Below are 16700 nucleotides of genomic sequence, written 5' to 3'. Positions count from 1 at the left end.
ACCGTGACAGATTAAGCTGCTTTCTTAGCTTCTTTGACCAGCGCGTTAACGCGATCAGAAAGCGTTGCGCCCTGGCCAACCCAGTGCTCGATACGATCCAGATCAAGACGCAGACCTTCAGCCTGACCAGATGCGATCGGGTTGAAGAAACCAACGCGCTCGATAAAACGACCGTTGCGTGCATTGCGGCTGTCAGTGACGACGACCTGATAGAACGGACGCTTTTTAGCGCCGTGACGTGCCAAACGAATTGTTACCATAACATCCTCTTCAGTTAATAAAACACCCGGCCCCCATCGAGGAACGGGGTCCGGGTGCTGTATAAAAAGCCCGAAAATTTTACTCATTTTGGCGAAAAAAGCAACCTAAACCGTGCCATTTCGGGCTTTTTTGTGGAACGCTTTAGCGGCCAGGAAAACCTGGCGGCATCATACCCTTCATGCCGCGCATCATTTTCGCCATACCGCCCTTCTTCATTTTCTTCATCATACGCTGCATATCGTCAAACTGCTTCAATAAGCGGTTAACGTCCTGCACCTGCATACCGGAGCCGGTCGCAATGCGGCGCTTGCGTGAGCCTTTGATGATCTCTGGTTTTTCACGCTCTTTGCGTGTCATCGAGTTGATGATCGCTTCCATGCGCACCAGCACTTTGTCATCCATCTGTGACTTCACATTGTCAGGCAACTGTCCCATACCGGGCAGTTTGCCCATCAGGCTGGCCATGCCGCCCATGTTGCGCATCTGCTTCAGCTGCTCAAGGAAGTCGTTGAGATCAAAACCGTCGCCGGTTTTCAGCTTCTTAGCCAGTTTCTCAGCCTGATCGCGGTCAACCTTGCTTTCGATATCTTCGATCAGTGACAGCACGTCACCCATGCCGAGGATACGCGAAGCAATACGCTCCGGATAGAACGGCTCAAGTGCATCGGTTTTTTCACCGACACCCATAAATTTAATCGGCTTACCGGTGATATGACGAATCGACAGCGCCGCACCGCCTCGTGCATCACCATCGACTTTGGTCAGGATAACACCGGTCAGCGGTAGCGCTTCATTAAAAGCTTTAGCCGTGTTTGCCGCATCCTGACCGGTCATGGCATCGACCACAAACAGCGTTTCTACCGGATTGATCGCGGCATGAACCTGTTTGATTTCGTCCATCATCGCTTCGTCAACGTGCAGACGACCGGCGGTATCCACCAGCAGTACATCGTAGAACTTCAGGCGAGCTTCACGCAGCGCATTGTTAACGATATCGACCGGCTTCTGGCTGAGATCGGATGGGCAGAAATCCACGCCCACCTGCTGTGCCAGCGTTTCCAGCTGTTTGATTGCCGCCGGACGATAGACGTCGGCAGAAACCACTAAGACTTTCTTTTTGTGCTTCTCACGCAGGAACTTACCCAGCTTAGCGACGCTGGTCGTTTTACCGGCACCCTGCAGACCCGCCATCAGCACCACGGCTGGCGGCTGAGCAGCCAGGTCGAGTGCATTGTTCTCTGCACCCATCGCCGTAACCAGCTCGTTACGAACGATTTTGATAAACTCCTGACCCGGAGTCAGGCTTTTATTCACATCATGGCCGACCGCGCTCTCTTTCACACGGTTGATGAAGTCACGCACCACCGGCAGCGCAACGTCAGCCTCAAGCAGTGCCATGCGCACTTCACGCAGGGTCTCTTTGATGTTCTCTTCAGTCAGCCTTCCGCGGCCGCTGATGTTTCGCAGGGTTTGCGACAAACGATCGGTTAAATTATCAAACATGGTCTCTCACTAAAAAAAAGATCGCGAGGCGCCTGATCGGCAGAATGCGGCGGATTATAACACGAAGCCTCAGCGATCTCTGCAATTGCCCCTTAGATCGTTTGGAGCCTGCTTCGGCTGGCGCTATACTGCCTTTTTCCTTATCTGACTGAACCTGAAAGGATCTATGTTCGTTTTCGCGATAGTGGCGCTATTCGCCTACTCCTTAAGTCTTGCCCTGATCATTCCCAGCCTGTTGAAACGTAACGGCGGCTGGCGGCGAATGGCGATGCTCTCTGCCTGTGTGGCGCTGGTGACACACGCGGTGGCCTTGCAGCAACGCATATTTGCTGTTGATAGCGGACAGAATTTAAGCCTGCTCAACATAGGCTCGCTGGTCAGCCTGTTGATTTGCGCCATCATGACCATTGTGGCGTCACGCAACCGTGGCTGGCTGCTGCTGCCGATTGTTTACAGCTTCGCGCTGATCAATCTGGCCTTCGCCACTTTTGTGCCCAATGCGTTTATCACCCATCTGGAAACCACGCCAGGCATGATGATCCATATCGGCCTGTCGCTGTTCGCCTACGCGACGCTGATTATTGCCGCGCTCTATGCACTGCAGCTGGCGTGGATCGATTACCAGTTAAAAAACAAGCGACTGGCGTTCACAAAGGATATGCCGCCGCTGCTGACCATTGAACGTAAGATGTTTCACATCACCCAGGTGGGCGTCGTGCTGTTGACGCTGGTGCTCTGCACCGGTCTGTTCTATATGCAGGATCTCTTCAGCGCAGAAAACGTCGATAAAGCCGTGCTCTCTATCATCGCGTGGTTTGTTTATATCGTTTTGCTCTGGGGGCACTATCATGAAGGCTGGCGTGGTCGCCGCGTCGTCTGGTTTAACTGCAGCGGTGCGGTGCTGTTAACCATGGCTTACTTCGGCAGTCGCATCCTGCAGCATCTGCTTGTCCCCACCTCTCGTTAAAAAGGAAGTTCTGCGTTGGAGAATGTTTCAACCACCACGCTGATTATTATTCTCTGCGTCATGGTACTGGTTTCCGCCTGGTTTGCCGGCTCGGAAACCGGAATGATGACGCTTAACCGCTATAAGCTGCGCCATCAGGCCAAAAACGGCAGCCGCCCCGCTCGCCGGGTGGAGAAGTTACTGCGTCGCCCCGACCGGTTGCTCAGCCTGGTATTAATCGGCAATAACCTGGTGAATATTCTGGCTTCCGCACTTGCCACCATTGTTGGCATGCGTATTCACGGTGACGAAGGGGTTGCGATCGCAACCGGTATCCTGACCTTTGTGGTGCTGGTATTTGCTGAAGTGCTGCCGAAAACAGTGGCGGCGCTCTATCCCGAACGCGTCGCCTTTCCCAGCAGCCTGCTGCTGGTCCCGCTGCAATACATCATGCTGCCGCTGGTCTGGCTACTCAACACCATTACCCGTCTGCTGATGAGGATGGCGGGTATCCGCGCTGACGGTGCCATTAACTCCGCGCTGAGCAAAGAGGAGTTGCGTACCATCGTCTATGAGTCACGTAGCCTGATGTCACGCCGTAATCAGGACATGCTGCTCTCCGTGCTCGACCTGGAGAAAGTCAGCGTTGATGACATCATGGTTCCGCGTAACGAGATCGTCGGCATTAATATCAACGATGACTGGAAGTCGGTGGTGCGCCAGTTGAGCCACTCGCCACACGGCCGCATTGTGCTGTTCCGGGACTCACTGGATGACTGCGTCGGCATGCTGCGGGTGCGCGAAGCCTGGCGCATGATGACGGAGAAAAAAGAGTTCACCAAAGAGACGCTGCTGCGCGCCGCCGATGAGATCTACTACATCCCGGAAGGGACACCGCTGAACACCCAACTGGTGAAGTTCCAGCGCAACAAAGAGAAAGCCGGCGTGGTGGTGGATGAGTATGGCGACATCAAGGGGCTGGTGACGATAGAGGACATTCTGGAGGAGATCGTGGGTGACTTCACCACCTCCATGTCACCGTCACTGGCAGAAGAAGTGATGCCGCAGAATGATGGGTCCGTGCTGATTGAAGGCAGCGCCAGTGTGCGTGAAATTAACAAGGCGTTTAACTGGCAGCTGCCAGAGCAGGAAGCGCGCACCATCAACGGCATGCTGCTGGAAGCGCTGGAAGAGATCCCTGCCATCGCCACCCGTGTTCAGATCGGCCACTACAACGTCGATATTCTGGACGTGCAGGACAACATGATTAAACAAGTGCGCATTACGCCGAAGACGCCACTGAAAAAATCGGTAGGGTCCTGAAGCGATAAAAAAACGCCGCAATCGACATGATGCGGCGTTTTTTTTAGCAGCAAAGCCCTGACTAGATGTGCAGTTCTTTCAGCTTTTCAGCAGGCAGTTTCAGATCTTCGTTGCGGTTAACGCCGATCTCATGCGCCAGCACATTGCGGGCGATCTGCTGCGCTTCATCCAGTGAGTGCAGCTTGTAGCTGCCGCACTGGTATTCATTCAGCTCAGGGATCTGGTTCTGATCTTTCACTTTCAGAACATCTTCCATCGCCCCTTTCCACGCTTTGGCAACGCGCTGCTCGTCTGGTGTACCAATCAGGCTCATGTAGAAGCCGGTGCGGCAACCCATTGGCGAGATATCGACGATTTCCACACCATCACCATTCAGGTGATCACGCATGAATCCGGCAAAGAGATGCTCCAGCGTATGAATGCCACGCTCAGTGAGAATATCAATGTTCGGGCGGCAAAAACGCAGGTCAAAAACGGTAATCGTATCGCCATGCGGAGTCTTCATGGTTTTCGCCACGCGAACTGCCGGTGCGCCCATGATGGTGTGATCAACGGTAAAACTGTCCAGTAGTGGCATACGTCACCTCCTGTTCTGAGAATTTTTTTTAAAACGATGAAACTTTTCTGTTCGCCCAACGTCTGAATATATGAAAGACGCGCATTTGTTATCATCATCCCTGACAACAGAGATGTTAATTTGGCCACATTGATGTGGCCTTTTTCTTTTCTACCCTTCCCGGCTCGCCAGATACGCTTCAAAATCCAGCTTATCATTCGCTTCCAGCTGCTGCTGTGCAGCAACAGACGCCTGCGCCTGACGCGTGAAATCTTCTTCTGTCAGCACTTCCAGCGACTCTTCGCAGAGCAGATGGCGATACTGTTCAGCCAGCGCCACGCCGGTTCCGGTTACACCATTGTCCTTCATTGCCTGAAGGATGCGCGCCGAGTAGGTTAGCTCAGGATCGTCGAACGATGCTACCAGTTGATCGCAAACCTGCTGATATTCCGTGCTGTCCTGATTATGACTGTCTAACACTTCAGCAACCCGACGCAGATCGGCAAACAGGGTTTTGCCCACTTCAACCAGCGAATGTTCCGCTTCTCCGCAGCCTACGGCAATTTTCTGGTCCGGTTTACGCCCTTCCAGCACAACCCGGTTCCAGTTTATACGGGTGCATTGCAACTCATCTGCACTCATTTCCGGCGCATCGGCCAGGGTACACCAGATCAGGAACAGGTCGAGGAAGCGAACCTGATTCTCATCTACGCCGATTGCAGAGAACGGATTGATATCCAGCGAACGCACTTCAATGTACTCAATACCACCACGCAGCAGCGCATCAGAGGGCGCTTCACCCGAGCGTGTCACACGCTTAGGCCGGATTGGCGCATAGAGCTCGTTTTCAATCTGCAGCACGTTGGTGTTGAGCTGCAGCCAGTTACCGTCGGCATCTTTAGTGCCCATCGCTGCATACTCTTCTGACGGTGTCTTGATCGCTTTCTTCAGCGCAGTGACATAGCCTTCCAGTGAGTTAAACGTGATGCCCAGAGAGCTCTGCGATTTATTGGTATAGCCTAAATCGCTCAGACGCAGTGAGGTGGCGTACGGCAGCCACATCGTGTCTTTGTCGTTGGTTTCAAACGGCAGCGCGCTCTCACGGCCCTGCAGGAAGCTGGAGCTGATAGCAGGCGATGCGCCAAACAGATAGGGGATCACCCAGCCGAAGCGATAATAGTTGCGGATCAGCCGCAGATAGCCCGCCGAGATGGTCTCTTTTCCGCTTTCCTTATCTTTCACGTCAGCCCACTCCTGCCAGAATGAGAGTGGCAGTGAGAAGTTATAGTGAATGCCGGAGATGGTCTGCATCAACGCGCCGTAGCGGTTTTTCAGCCCTTCGCGGTAGAGCGTCTTCATCTGACCAATATTGGACGTGCCATATTGCGCCAGCTCAATATTGTCCGCATCGTCAATCACGCACGGCATACTAAATGGCCACATGCGTTCATCACCCAGTTCACGGGCAACGTGACGATGGATATCGCGCAGGAATGCCAGCATATGATCAATGCTGTGATCCACTGGCGTAATAAATTCCAGCAACGTTTCGGCAAAGTCAGTGGTGATCCAGTCATGTTTCAGCGCCGACCCCAGAGATTCCGGGTGACCGCTTTTTGCCAGCTCGCCATTTGCCTCTACACGCAGCGTTTCACGCTCGATGCCACGGCCAATACCTTTAAGGGCATTGGGATGCGCTTCCAGCCAGGAGAGCGCTTTAGATACGTCCGGGATCACATTACCCCCCCGCTGTGATAATAATTTATTTTTGTTCAGCATAATGTTAACCGTAGCCTCGAATCTGTGCGAATCAATGCCACCATTGCATACCCTGTAATGTGGCAGTCGCGATAACGATATAACGCAGTGTTTTGCCGACAGCGAGAAACAGCATCGCGGGTAGCCAGGCGAAACGTAACCAGCCTGCCAGAACGCAGAGCAGATCACCTATCACTGGCAGCCAGCTGAATAACAGTGCTGCAGGTCCCAGTCGGTGCAACCACGTCATTGCTGTGTCATGCCATCGCCCCTGACGTTTTAACGGCAGCAAGCGACCAATAAGAATGTTGGTTAAGCCGCCCAAGGTGTTTCCCAGTGATGCGGCCAAAAGCAACCCGTAAACTGATGTCTTTTTTGCTATCAATAGTGCTATCAGCAGTGCTTCAGAACTTCCCGGCAGGAGCGTTGCACTTAAAAAGCTGCTGCCGAACATCGAGGCATAGGTAAGAACGTCACTCACAGTAAGCGGACATCCACCACAGCCATACCTGCCGCCTTCGCTGCCTGAATACCAAAGTCCGCATCCTCAAACACCACACAACGTGCCGGCGTCACACCCATCAGCTCAGCGCAGCGTAAGAAGGTTTCAGGCTCAGGTTTATGACGCTGTACGTCGTCAGCACCGACGACGGCCGAAAAGAGCTCACGTACGCCCAGCTGCGTCAGTAACGCCTCTGCCATGCTGTGTTCGCTTCCGGTACCGACCGCCATCGGACGACGCCCGTGATACGCTTTCACCACCTCCATTAAAGGCAGTGGCTTCACGTTTTCCAGCAGCATCGCTTTCACGGCAGCGGTTTTTTCTGCGGCAAGAAGATGAGGGTCGAGTGACGACTGATTGGATTCAATGATGAACTGCGACAGCCGCCAGGTTGGTGCGCCATTGAAGTCGATAATACGTGCTTCATCCAGCGTTAATCCATAACGCTGGAGCACCTGACGCCACGCTTTTCGATGTGTCGGCTCAGTATCAAGAATCGTGCCGTCCATATCGAAAATCAGGGCGTCATATTGATCGTACATTGTCACTCCGGACATTCATCAAATGAGACATTACTTTAGCCTAATGTGGACAGGTTGTCGCCAGGGGGGATGAACAGCAAATGCTTTGAAAGCATTAACAATTTTTGTTTTCAGATAAAGGTGATCGTGCACGACCAGCGATAAACGTACGAAATTCCAGCGTTTTTTTAACATTCTTCTGGCAGACAAGCGGCGGCGGACGGGCATGGGCAGCAAAACAGAAGGCGTTGATGCGGGAAACAGGCGTTTCGGATCGCTTAAGTCAGGATGATGAATCAATGGAGCAGATTAAACAGGAAAAGAGTGCGTGTGAAGCCAGAGGGAAACTGCAGAGGTTTTTCAGGATACTCACTCAGCGTTTGCTGTACGGGCGGTTACGGAAGTAACGCTATCGTGTTTAGTGAGGTCTTAGCGATCATCGCGCCATGATACTTTGAGGGATTTTGAGGCTAAAGAAGAAGATGGTGCATCCAGGAGGATGACTCAGCTTGCGCTTCGCCCTGCGGGCCGTTGCTGATGCAACGTTATCCCCCTTCGTGCGGCCGGAACGCTTATTGCGTCATGTCACACTGAGGAACTGCCAACATTCGAGAAGATGGTGCATCCAGGAGGATTCGAACCTCCGACCGCTCGGTTCGTAGCCGAGTACTCTATCCAGCTGAGCTATGGATGCATTGGGGTCTATCTTTTGAGGTACAAATTTTTATGGACTTACAGAAACCAACCTGAGGATGTTACAAAGAATGGTGCATCCAGGAGGATTACTCAGCTTGCGCTTCGCCCTATGGGCCGTTGCTGATGCAACGTTATCCTCCTTAGTGCGGCCTGAACGATAATCACGTCATGACACACTTAGGCACTGTCCATATTCGGGAAGAATATGGTGCATCCAGGAGGATTCGAACCTCCGACCGCTCGGTTCGTAGCCGAGTACTCTATCCAGCTGAGCTATGGATGCATAAAACAAATTCTTGTACAACGCAGGGTGCTAACTACTCACCATGAAAGGAATTGCTAATTCGCTTTGTTTCGATGGTGCATCCAGGAGGATTCGAACCTCCGACCGCTCGGTTCGTAGCCGAGTACTCTATCCAGCTGAGCTATGGATGCATCGAAAATGGCGGTGAGGGAGGGATTCGAACCCTCGATACAGCTTTTGACCGTATACTCCCTTAGCAGGGGAGCGCCTTCAGCCTCTCGGCCACCTCACCTTACGCTTTCTTTCGAACTGTGCGTCTGAACGTTGTTTCTGCTCATCGGCACTGCGTGGCGCACATATTACTTTCCCGGACTTTTAAGTCAAACAATTTTTCCGAAACTTTGTTTGATTGAGCAAATCACACACAATTGGGACAAAATGGCGACAAAAAGAGTGAATTATCAACAATGAAAGATGATGGCGTTAACAAAACAGAGGAGGAACAGGTAGAAAGAAAAGGCAGGATTTTTACAGAAAGCGGTAGCGCCTCGCACAGGTGCGAGACGCTGAATCCGTTAAACGCTGGTTTGTTGCGTTTTTTCAGCCTGGATGCGTTGATAGATCTCTTCGCGATGCACAGACACTTCTTTCGGCGCGTTAACACCGATACGAACCTGGTTACCCTTAACACCCAGCACCGTTACAGTTACCTCATCACCGATCATGAGGGTTTCACCAACTCGACGAGTTAGAATAAGCATTCTTTGCTCCTTGAAAGATTAAAAGAGTCGGGCTTGTACAGGCTCCCGGCATTATCCATCATTTAACGCTGCACAATGTGTATGAGAAATACACCAATGCACATCGATGCGCCAATACATTCTGCTGATAGTTAGTTTAGCCGAAATACACTACATCAACCTGACTTTGTCATTTGCTGCTTTAGCATCGTATTAAAAAGCGCCGGAACAACCGTTCTGACGCTTTTTACGATGCCTTGTTTTAATTCACTTACAGACGGCTGCTGACCCAGTCCTCAACCCCTGCTAATGCGCCTTTCAGAGCACCCGCATCGTTACCACCAGCTTGTGCCATATCAGGACGGCCACCGCCCTTCCCGCCAACCTGCTGAGCCAGACCGGCAATCAACTCACCCGCTTTAACACGGTCAGTCAGATCTTTGGTCACACCCGCAATCAGCGACACCTTACCTTCAGTAACCGTTGCCAGCACAATAATCGCCGACCCCAGCTGATTCTTAAGATCATCAACCATGGTACGCAACATTTTAGGTTCAACATTGTTGAGCTCACTGACCAGCAGTTTCACTCCCTTAATGTCGATAGCATTGCTGCTCAGTGAAGCGCTCTCCTGCGCGGCTTGCTGATCGCGCAGTTGCTGCAACTCTTTCTCCAGAGCCCGTACATGATCGACCAGACCACGCACTTTCTCATTCAGGTTGCTGCTGTTCGCTTTTACCAGCTGCGCAAGATCCTGCAGCTGGCTGCTCTGCGCATTGACCTGCGCCAGCGCGCCTTCACCCGTAATCGCTTCGATACGACGAATACCGGCTGCGGTACCTGACTCCGCCTGAATACGGAACAGCCCGATGTCACCCGTGCGCGCAGCATGGGTACCACCACACAGCTCAACAGAGAAATCACCCATGGTCAGAACGCGCACGCGCTGATCATATTTCTCGCCAAACAGTGCCATTGCCCCTTTAGACTTCGCCGCATCCAGATCCATCACTTCGGTTTCAACCGGCAGGTTGCGACGAATTTGCGCATTGACGATATCTTCGACCTGACGAATCTCCTGAGGTTTCATCGCTTCGAAATGCGAGAAATCGAAACGCAGGTACTTGTCGTTAACCAGCGAGCCTTTCTGCGCCACATGCTCACCTAAAACCTGACGCAAGGCGGCATGCAGTAAGTGAGTAGCAGAGTGGTTAAGACGGATGCGCGCACGGCGTGCCGCATCAACCTGTGCCTCAAGGCGATCACCGATACGCAACTGCCCTGCGGTCAGCTTACCGACATGACCGATTGCCTGACCATATTTTTGTGTATCCTGGACGCTAAATTCAGCATTCTTCCCTTTCAACAGACCAGTATCGCCTACCTGGCCACCCGATTCGCCATAGAATGGCGTTTCATCCAGCACGACCACAGCATCCTGACCCGCGGTCACTTCATCAACCGCCTCGCCTGCAACATAGAGCGCTTTCACCGTGGCAGCTAAATCGAGCTGGTCGTAGCCTTTGAAGGATGAGGCGGCATCAATACGAATAACGTTGCTGTAGTCAGCACCGAAGCCACTCGCTTCACGTGCGCGCTGACGCTGCTGCTCCATCGCCCGCTCAAAGCCAGCTTCGTCGATCTTCAGATTGCGTTCGCGACAGACGTCAGCCGTTAAATCAGCCGGGAAACCAAAGGTATCGTAGAGACGGAAGACGATTTCGCCATCCAGCGTGTCGCCCTGCAGTTTTTCCAGCTCTTCGTCCAGCAGCGCCAGTCCGCGCTCCAGGGTTCTGGCAAACTGATCTTCTTCGCTTTTCAGCACCTGCTCAACCTGAGCCTGCTGGCGCTGTAACTCTTCGCCTGCGGCACCCATGACCTCAACCAGTGGCGCAACCAGCTTATAGAAGAAGGCCTCTTTAGCGCCCAGCATGTTGCCATGACGCACGGCGCGACGAATGATACGACGCAGCACGTAGCCACGGTTCTCATTAGACGGGATGACGCCATCGGCAATCAGGAATGCACAGGAGCGAATGTGGTCGGCAATGACACGCAGCGATTTGTTACTGAGGTCAGTGGCACCGGTAACCTGTGCCACGGCCTGAATCAGTTTCTGGAACAGGTCGATTTCATAGTTGGAGTTGACGTGTTGCAGAACGGCAGAAATACGCTCAAGGCCCATTCCGGTATCAACCGACGGTTTTGGCAGCGGCAGCATGGTGCCATCAGCCTGACGGTTGAACTGCATAAAGACGATGTTCCAGATCTCAATGTAACGGTCACCATCTTCTTCCGGGCTGCCCGGCGGGCCACCCCAGATGTGATCGCCATGATCGTAGAAAATCTCGCTGCACGGACCACAAGGACCGGTATCGCCCATCTGCCAGAAGTTATCTGACGCATACGCGCTGCCCTTGTTGTCGCCAATGCGAATAATGCGTTCACGTGGCACACCGATTTCGTTCGCCCAGATATCAAAGGCTTCATCGTCGGTTTCATAGATCGTCACCCACAGACGCTCTTTTGGCAGGCTGAACCACTGCTCGCTCGTCAGCAGTTCCCAGGCAAAACCAATCGCCTCTCTCTTGAAATAGTCACCAAAGCTGAAGTTACCCAGCATTTCAAAGAAGGTGTGGTGACGTGCGGTGTAACCGACGTTTTCAAGATCGTTGTGTTTGCCGCCTGCGCGTACGCAGCGCTGTGACGTGGTCGCACGTGTGTAGTCACGTTTGTCCTGACCGAGGAACACATCTTTAAACTGGTTCATCCCGGCGTTAGTAAACAACAACGTTGGATCGTTATTCGGTACGAGGGAGCTGCTGGTTACAACCTCATGTCCCTTGCTATGAAAAAAGTCGAGAAACGCTTGACGGATCTCAGCAGTGCTCTTGCTCATATATATCCTGGAATCACGCTAACGAACGTTCCCTCTGATCGGCGCGACCACATTCTGGTGGTGCCTGATTAGCGGAACAAAAAGTGGTAATAAGATAAATTTTCTTCAGTGGGAAGTAAAATTACATCGGCTTTTAGTCATCAAAATTTCTGAAAATGGACTGGATATCTTCGCTCATAAAACCCTTTGATTGCAGATAGCGTAGTACTTTCGCTTTCTCTTTCCACTCTGTGGGCAGCGGGTGTCCGAATTTTCGTTCAGCCAGTTGAGCCGCGCACGCCGCCCAGTCTACCTCAGTCTCTTCCATTGCAAGATCAATGGCTTCACGGTCGATGCCTTTCTGGCCCAGTTCAAGGCGCACGCGCTGCGATCCAAAGCCCTTACGGCTCCGGCTCTGAATAAATCGTTCGGTGAAACGCTCGTCGTTTAACCAGCCGCTTTCCTGACACCAGTTAAGAACCTGTTCCAGCAACGCTTCGGTAACAATTTCGGGCTCTTTTTTTTGCGCCCACGCAGCACGCTGCGCTGATTGTTGCAGTTTACGCGCTAACTCTGCACGGCTGTGGTCGCGCTGACCCAGAATACGCATCGCACGGTCAAGCAGACGAGAGTAAGAGACGACATTAGGTTGGGGCTGAGAGGGTTCAGTCATACTGCGCACCTTGTACAAACAGAGGGAGATTATGGCGACAGAACAGGACAGAGGGAAGGCAAGAAAGGCAATAGAGGGGGATAAAACTACGGGAGAGGCTTTCGCCCCTCCCGCATCAGAGATTAGAAGTCTTCGTTCGCTTCAGCCGCGTCTTCTTTCTCAGCAGCCTTGTCGGCTGCTGCGAGTTTTTCATCCGCGCCGTTGAGCAACATCTCACGTAACTTCAGATCAATCTCGTTTGCCACAGCAGCATTCTCTTTCAGGAAGTTGCCGGCATTCGATTTACCCTGACCAATCTTGTCGCCATTGTAGCTGTACCATGCACCCGCTTTTTCAATCAGCTTGTGCTTCACGCCCAGGTCGACCAGCTCACCAAAGGTATTGATACCTTCGCCGTACATGATCTGGAATTCAGCCTGTTTGAATGGCGCGGCGATTTTGTTTTTCACCACTTTAACGCGGGTCTCACTGCCGACCACGTTATCGCCCTCTTTGATTGCACCGATACGGCGGATATCAAGACGGACAGAGGCGTAGAACTTCAGCGCGTTACCACCAGTGGTGGTTTCCGGGTTACCAAACATCACACCAATTTTCATACGGATCTGGTTGATGAAAATCAGCAGGGTATTGGACTGCTTCAGGTTACCGGCCAGTTTACGCATCGCCTGGCTCATCATACGTGCCGCGAGGCCCATGTGTGAGTCACCGATTTCACCTTCGATTTCCGCTTTAGGCGTCAGCGCCGCGACGGAGTCGACGATGATCACGTCAACGGCACCAGAGCGCGCCAGCGCATCACAGATTTCCAGCGCCTGCTCACCAGTGTCTGGCTGAGAGCAGAGCAGGTTATCAATGTCTACGCCGAGTTTCTTGGCGTAAACCGGATCAAGCGCATGCTCGGCATCGATAAAGGCACAGGTTTTACCTTTACGCTGTGCAGATGCGATAACCTGCAAAGTCAGCGTGGTTTTACCTGAAGACTCAGGTCCGTAGATCTCAACGATACGGCCCATTGGCAGACCGCCTGCGCCTAATGCGATATCCAGCGACAGCGAGCCGGTAGAGATAGTTTCCACATCCATTGAGCGGTCTTCACCCAAGCGCATGATGGAGCCTTTACCAAATTGCTTCTCAATCTGGCCAAGCGCGGCAGCTAAAGCCTTCTGTTTGTTTTCATCAATCGCCATTTCAACTCCTAATCAAGCCGGGTAAACACGCACTCAGGGTGCCTGTACTCTTTCTGTTGCCGACAATTATACTGTATAGTCATACAGTATCAAGTTTAATTTGTCAGAAATTCGCCATACAGTTTCTGCAGGGCCCATGCCACCGACTGGCGGCGTACGGCATCACGATCGCCGCTAAAATGCTGCTGAAAAGTCAATACGTTACCCTGCGGCCCGGCAAAGCCAAACCATACCGTACCCACCGGTTTTTCTTCACTGCCGCCATCCGGACCGGCAATACCGCTGACGGAGATCACGTAGTCAGCATGGGCCGCCCTGCGGGCACCCAGCGCCATCTCCCGCACCACCACATCACTTACCGCACCATACTGCAACAGGGAAGCAGCCTGAACACTGACCATCTGCTGTTTGGCCTGGTTACTGTAGGTCACAAAACCCCGCTCGAACCAGGCGGAGCTGCCGCTGATATCGGTAAAGACTTTGGCAATCCATCCCCCCGTGCAGGATTCCGCACAGGTTACGGTGGCATTGCGCTGCTTCAGCTTCTCACCTATCTGCGCACTAAGCGCCTGCAATTGCTGATCATCCATTGCGACTCTCCCTTTGGCTGTGGGTTGAAGGTGGTGCAGAAAAACCGCTTTTTCAAGGTCACTCACCATTATTACGCTGTTTTTGCGGCCAGCTTTCCACTGCGCTTACCGGTTTTTCACCGCAACCATAAAAAGACGCGGGAAGGCGAGCAACACCTGACCATCGGCCTGAGCCGGATAAGCCGCGAGCAGACGCTGATGATAATCGGTCTGAAACGCCGACTGTTCGGTCTCATCCAGCGTTGCCAGGAAAGGCCGTAAACCGGTCGCCTGCAGCCAGCTGATAATTGCCTGCGCATCGGCCATCACGTGATAATAGGTGGTACGCCAGATATCCACCTCACAGCCGGCCTGCGTCAGCAGATCGTAATACTCGCCCGTGGAAAGCAGCTGTGTACGTTCAGCGGCATCGGCATTGATGCGTGAACGCCAGCGATCTGTTGCCGCCACCTCGCGCATCAGCCGGTGCGACGGCTCATTCAGGTTATCAGGCATCTGGATCGCTAACACGCCACCGGGCGCCAGCTGGCTGACCAGATGGGGAAACAGCGTTGCGTGATTATCCAGCCATTGCAGAGACGCATTGGCGTAGACCACCTGCTGCGGCACATCGGCCTGCCAGTTGCGGATGTCCGCCTGGATAAAACGACAGTGCGGCAGGCGTTCAGCGGCCTGAGTTAACATCGTGGCGGAACTGTCCAGCCCGGTAATCTGCGCCAGTGGCCAGGCATCGGCGAGCAGCTCGGTGCTGTTACCGGGCCCGCATCCCAGATCGGTCACCTGCTCAACCTGTTCCAGGCTGAGGCGCGCCAGAAGTTCGCGGGCTGGACGGGTTCGTTCTGCTTCAAACTTACGGTACAGCACAGGATCCCACTCTTTCATCATGACCTCTCGCTCAGTTATCAGATGCATCCGCTTACTGAGACGGATGAAAGAGGAAAAAGTGCGACCCGTTGCTCACTTTTGAATCATGCGCTGGCAGAGACCGGCCGGAGTCATTAAGTTAAAACACTGTTTCATTTTTTTAACATCCGATTCAGGAGTCATTTATGAGTGAAAAATCGCCCTTTGCCGGTGTCTGGTGCCCTTCAGTCACCCCGTTTAATGCGCAGGGTGCGGTCGATATTGATGCGCTCGGGCGACATTTCTCCCGCCTCAATGACTCCGGTATCGATACCTTACTGGTGATGGGCAGCATTGGCGAGTTCGCCTCACTGACGCAGCAGGAACGCTTACAACTGATTCAGGAAGCCAGACCCTTGTCATCGCTGAAGATGGTCGCGAACGTCTCGGCAACCTGCATTCCTGACATGCTGGAGCTGGCTGAAGCCGCCTGGAAAAATGATTTTGACGCGGTGATGGTGCTGCCACCCTACTATTATGGCCAGACGCAAAACCAGCTGATGCACTACTTCGAAGCACTGGACGCGCAGCTGGGTGGTAAATGGTTTGCCTACAACTTTCCAGCCCGCACTGGCTGCGATCTGACGCCCGCGCTGATTGCCGCCCTGGCGGCAAAGCTGCCCAACTTCGCCGGCATTAAAGATACGGTGGATTGCCTGTCGCACAACCGGATGATGATTGAAGAGACCCGCAAGGTGCGTAGCGATTTCGCCGTACTGTCGGGGTATGACGAGTACCTGCTCCCGAACCTGCTGGCGGGCGGTGCCGGTGTCATTTCAGGACTGAATAATATTGTGCCGGAGTACTTTGCGCAGATGATGACGGCGTGGCGAAGTGGCAATCTGCCGGAGCTGACGCGCCTGCAGCAGCAGATCGGCCGTCTGATGGCGATTTACAGTATTGGAGATGATTTCGTAACGACAATTAAAACGGCCGTGGCACGGCGCTATGACTCGATGAGCAGCGGCTCACGAAACTACGGTGGCACGCTGAATGCGGAACAGTGTGCCGCAATTGATAAGCTGTTCAGCTAAGCAGGAAAGCGGGCGCATCCCTGCGCCCCCGATCTCAGTTCTTTTTCACAAACTCAGATTTTAATTTCATCGGGCCAAAACCGTCGATTTTACAATCGATGTTGTGGTCCCCTTCAACCAGACGAATGCTTTTCACTTTAGTGCCGATCTTCAGCGATGAAGAACTGCCCTTCACCTTGAGATCTTTGATCACCGTGACGCTGTCGCCATCTGCCAGCAGATTGCCGTTGGCATCACGCACTTCCAGTGTTGCGTTGCTGCTGTCACCTTCTCCCTCGGTCCAGATGTGACCGCAGGAGGGGCAGTTAAGGTTATCGCCATCTTGCCAGGTGTAATCGGCGTGACAAGCCGGGCAGGCAGGTAAAGACATAGTGACTCCAGA

Annotated in this window: 16 protein-coding genes and 4 tRNA genes; 3 read left to right on the top strand and 17 right to left on the bottom strand. The window is 53.0% G+C overall.

The genetic code is table 11. From position 1 onward, the window contains the following. Window positions 1-11: 11 nt before the first annotated feature. Both rpsP and ffh read right to left on the bottom strand, forming a co-directional pair. Window positions 12-260 carry a 30S ribosomal protein S16 gene (gene rpsP, locus OK412_RS21900; protein WP_003849041.1) on the bottom strand — a complete coding sequence of 83 codons (249 nt, stop codon included), beginning with the start codon at window positions 258-260 and terminating at the stop codon, window positions 12-14. 142 nt (window positions 261-402) lie between these two features. Beyond that, a complete protein-coding gene (gene ffh, locus OK412_RS21895; RefSeq protein ID WP_010248486.1) occupies window positions 403-1764 on the bottom strand; it encodes a signal recognition particle protein in 1362 nt (453 codons plus the stop codon). A 166-nt stretch (window positions 1765-1930) separates the two neighbouring features. Between ffh and OK412_RS21890 the strand changes: the two genes are divergently transcribed. Next, window positions 1931-2731: an inner membrane protein YpjD gene (locus tag OK412_RS21890; protein ID WP_264353547.1), complete on the top strand. Its 801-nt coding sequence runs from the start codon at window positions 1931-1933 to the stop codon at window positions 2729-2731. A gap of 15 nt (window positions 2732-2746) precedes the next feature. Further along, a complete protein-coding gene (locus OK412_RS21885; RefSeq protein WP_022623780.1) occupies window positions 2747-4033 on the top strand; it encodes an HlyC/CorC family transporter in 1287 nt (428 codons plus the stop codon). A gap of 61 nt (window positions 4034-4094) precedes the next feature. On the opposite strand, the gene luxS is transcribed toward OK412_RS21885, so the two are convergent. From luxS to tam, 14 genes are all read right to left on the bottom strand, one after another. Continuing rightward, window positions 4095-4610, bottom strand: coding sequence for an S-ribosylhomocysteine lyase (gene luxS / locus OK412_RS21880; protein ID WP_009086888.1), 516 nt, complete (start codon window positions 4608-4610; stop codon window positions 4095-4097). A 150-nt stretch (window positions 4611-4760) separates the two neighbouring features. Then, window positions 4761-6368 (bottom strand): glutamate--cysteine ligase, encoded by a 1608-nt coding sequence (gene gshA / locus OK412_RS21875; protein ID WP_264353546.1) that lies wholly within the window; start codon window positions 6366-6368, stop codon window positions 4761-4763. A 31-nt stretch (window positions 6369-6399) separates the two neighbouring features. Then, on the bottom strand, window positions 6400-6828 hold the full coding sequence (locus OK412_RS21870) for a YqaA family protein (RefSeq protein WP_010248498.1): 429 nt from the start codon (window positions 6826-6828) through the stop codon (window positions 6400-6402). After that, the gene (gene yqaB, locus OK412_RS21865) at window positions 6825-7391 is read right to left on the bottom strand and encodes a fructose-1-phosphate/6-phosphogluconate phosphatase (protein WP_022623783.1); all 567 of its coding nucleotides are present in this window, start codon (window positions 7389-7391) and stop codon (window positions 6825-6827) included. Before yqaB ends, OK412_RS21870 begins: the two co-directional genes overlap by 4 nt. 596 nt (window positions 7392-7987) lie before the next feature. Further along, a tRNA-Arg gene (locus OK412_RS21860) sits at window positions 7988-8064 on the bottom strand. A gap of 208 nt (window positions 8065-8272) precedes the next feature. After that, window positions 8273-8349 (bottom strand) — tRNA-Arg (locus tag OK412_RS21855). Window positions 8350-8424: 75 nt separating this feature from the next. After that, window positions 8425-8501, bottom strand: a tRNA-Arg gene (locus tag OK412_RS21850). A gap of 8 nt (window positions 8502-8509) precedes the next feature. Continuing rightward, window positions 8510-8602: transfer RNA gene (locus tag OK412_RS21845), tRNA-Ser, on the bottom strand. Between the two features lie 283 nt (window positions 8603-8885). Then, the gene (gene csrA, locus OK412_RS21840; protein ID WP_008927091.1) at window positions 8886-9071 is read right to left on the bottom strand and encodes a carbon storage regulator CsrA; all 186 of its coding nucleotides are present in this window, start codon (window positions 9069-9071) and stop codon (window positions 8886-8888) included. A gap of 250 nt (window positions 9072-9321) precedes the next feature. After that, window positions 9322-11949, bottom strand: a complete 2628-nt coding sequence (gene alaS / locus OK412_RS21835; RefSeq protein WP_010672120.1) for an alanine--tRNA ligase — start codon at window positions 11947-11949, stop codon at window positions 9322-9324. Between the two features lie 133 nt (window positions 11950-12082). Continuing rightward, window positions 12083-12601 carry a regulatory protein RecX gene (locus OK412_RS21830; protein ID WP_010248508.1) on the bottom strand — a complete coding sequence of 173 codons (519 nt, stop codon included), beginning with the start codon at window positions 12599-12601 and terminating at the stop codon, window positions 12083-12085. Window positions 12602-12723: 122 nt separating this feature from the next. After that, window positions 12724-13791: a recombinase RecA gene (recA, locus tag OK412_RS21825; protein ID WP_010248510.1), complete on the bottom strand. Its 1068-nt coding sequence runs from the start codon at window positions 13789-13791 to the stop codon at window positions 12724-12726. 95 nt (window positions 13792-13886) lie between these two features. Beyond that, window positions 13887-14381 carry a nicotinamide-nucleotide amidase gene (gene pncC, locus OK412_RS21820; RefSeq protein ID WP_264353545.1) on the bottom strand — a complete coding sequence of 165 codons (495 nt, stop codon included), beginning with the start codon at window positions 14379-14381 and terminating at the stop codon, window positions 13887-13889. 105 nt (window positions 14382-14486) lie between these two features. Further along, a complete protein-coding gene (gene tam / locus OK412_RS21815) occupies window positions 14487-15263 on the bottom strand; it encodes a trans-aconitate 2-methyltransferase (protein ID WP_264353549.1) in 777 nt (258 codons plus the stop codon). A gap of 167 nt (window positions 15264-15430) precedes the next feature. Between tam and OK412_RS21810 the strand changes: the two genes are divergently transcribed. Continuing rightward, on the top strand, window positions 15431-16318 hold the full coding sequence (locus tag OK412_RS21810) for a dihydrodipicolinate synthase family protein (protein ID WP_033758690.1): 888 nt from the start codon (window positions 15431-15433) through the stop codon (window positions 16316-16318). 34 nt (window positions 16319-16352) lie between these two features. On the opposite strand, the gene OK412_RS21805 is transcribed toward OK412_RS21810, so the two are convergent. Next, window positions 16353-16688, bottom strand: coding sequence for a zinc ribbon domain-containing protein YjdM (locus OK412_RS21805; protein WP_010248517.1), 336 nt, complete (start codon window positions 16686-16688; stop codon window positions 16353-16355). Between the last annotated feature and the right edge of the window lie 12 nt (window positions 16689-16700).

The sequence above is a fragment of the Pantoea sp. JV6 genome (assembly GCF_025910055.1).
GTDB classification, from domain to species: Bacteria; Pseudomonadota; Gammaproteobacteria; order Enterobacterales; family Enterobacteriaceae; genus Pantoea; species Pantoea agglomerans.
The sequence above is the reverse complement of the archived record's forward strand: the minus strand, read 5'-3'. Positions and strand labels throughout refer to the sequence as shown.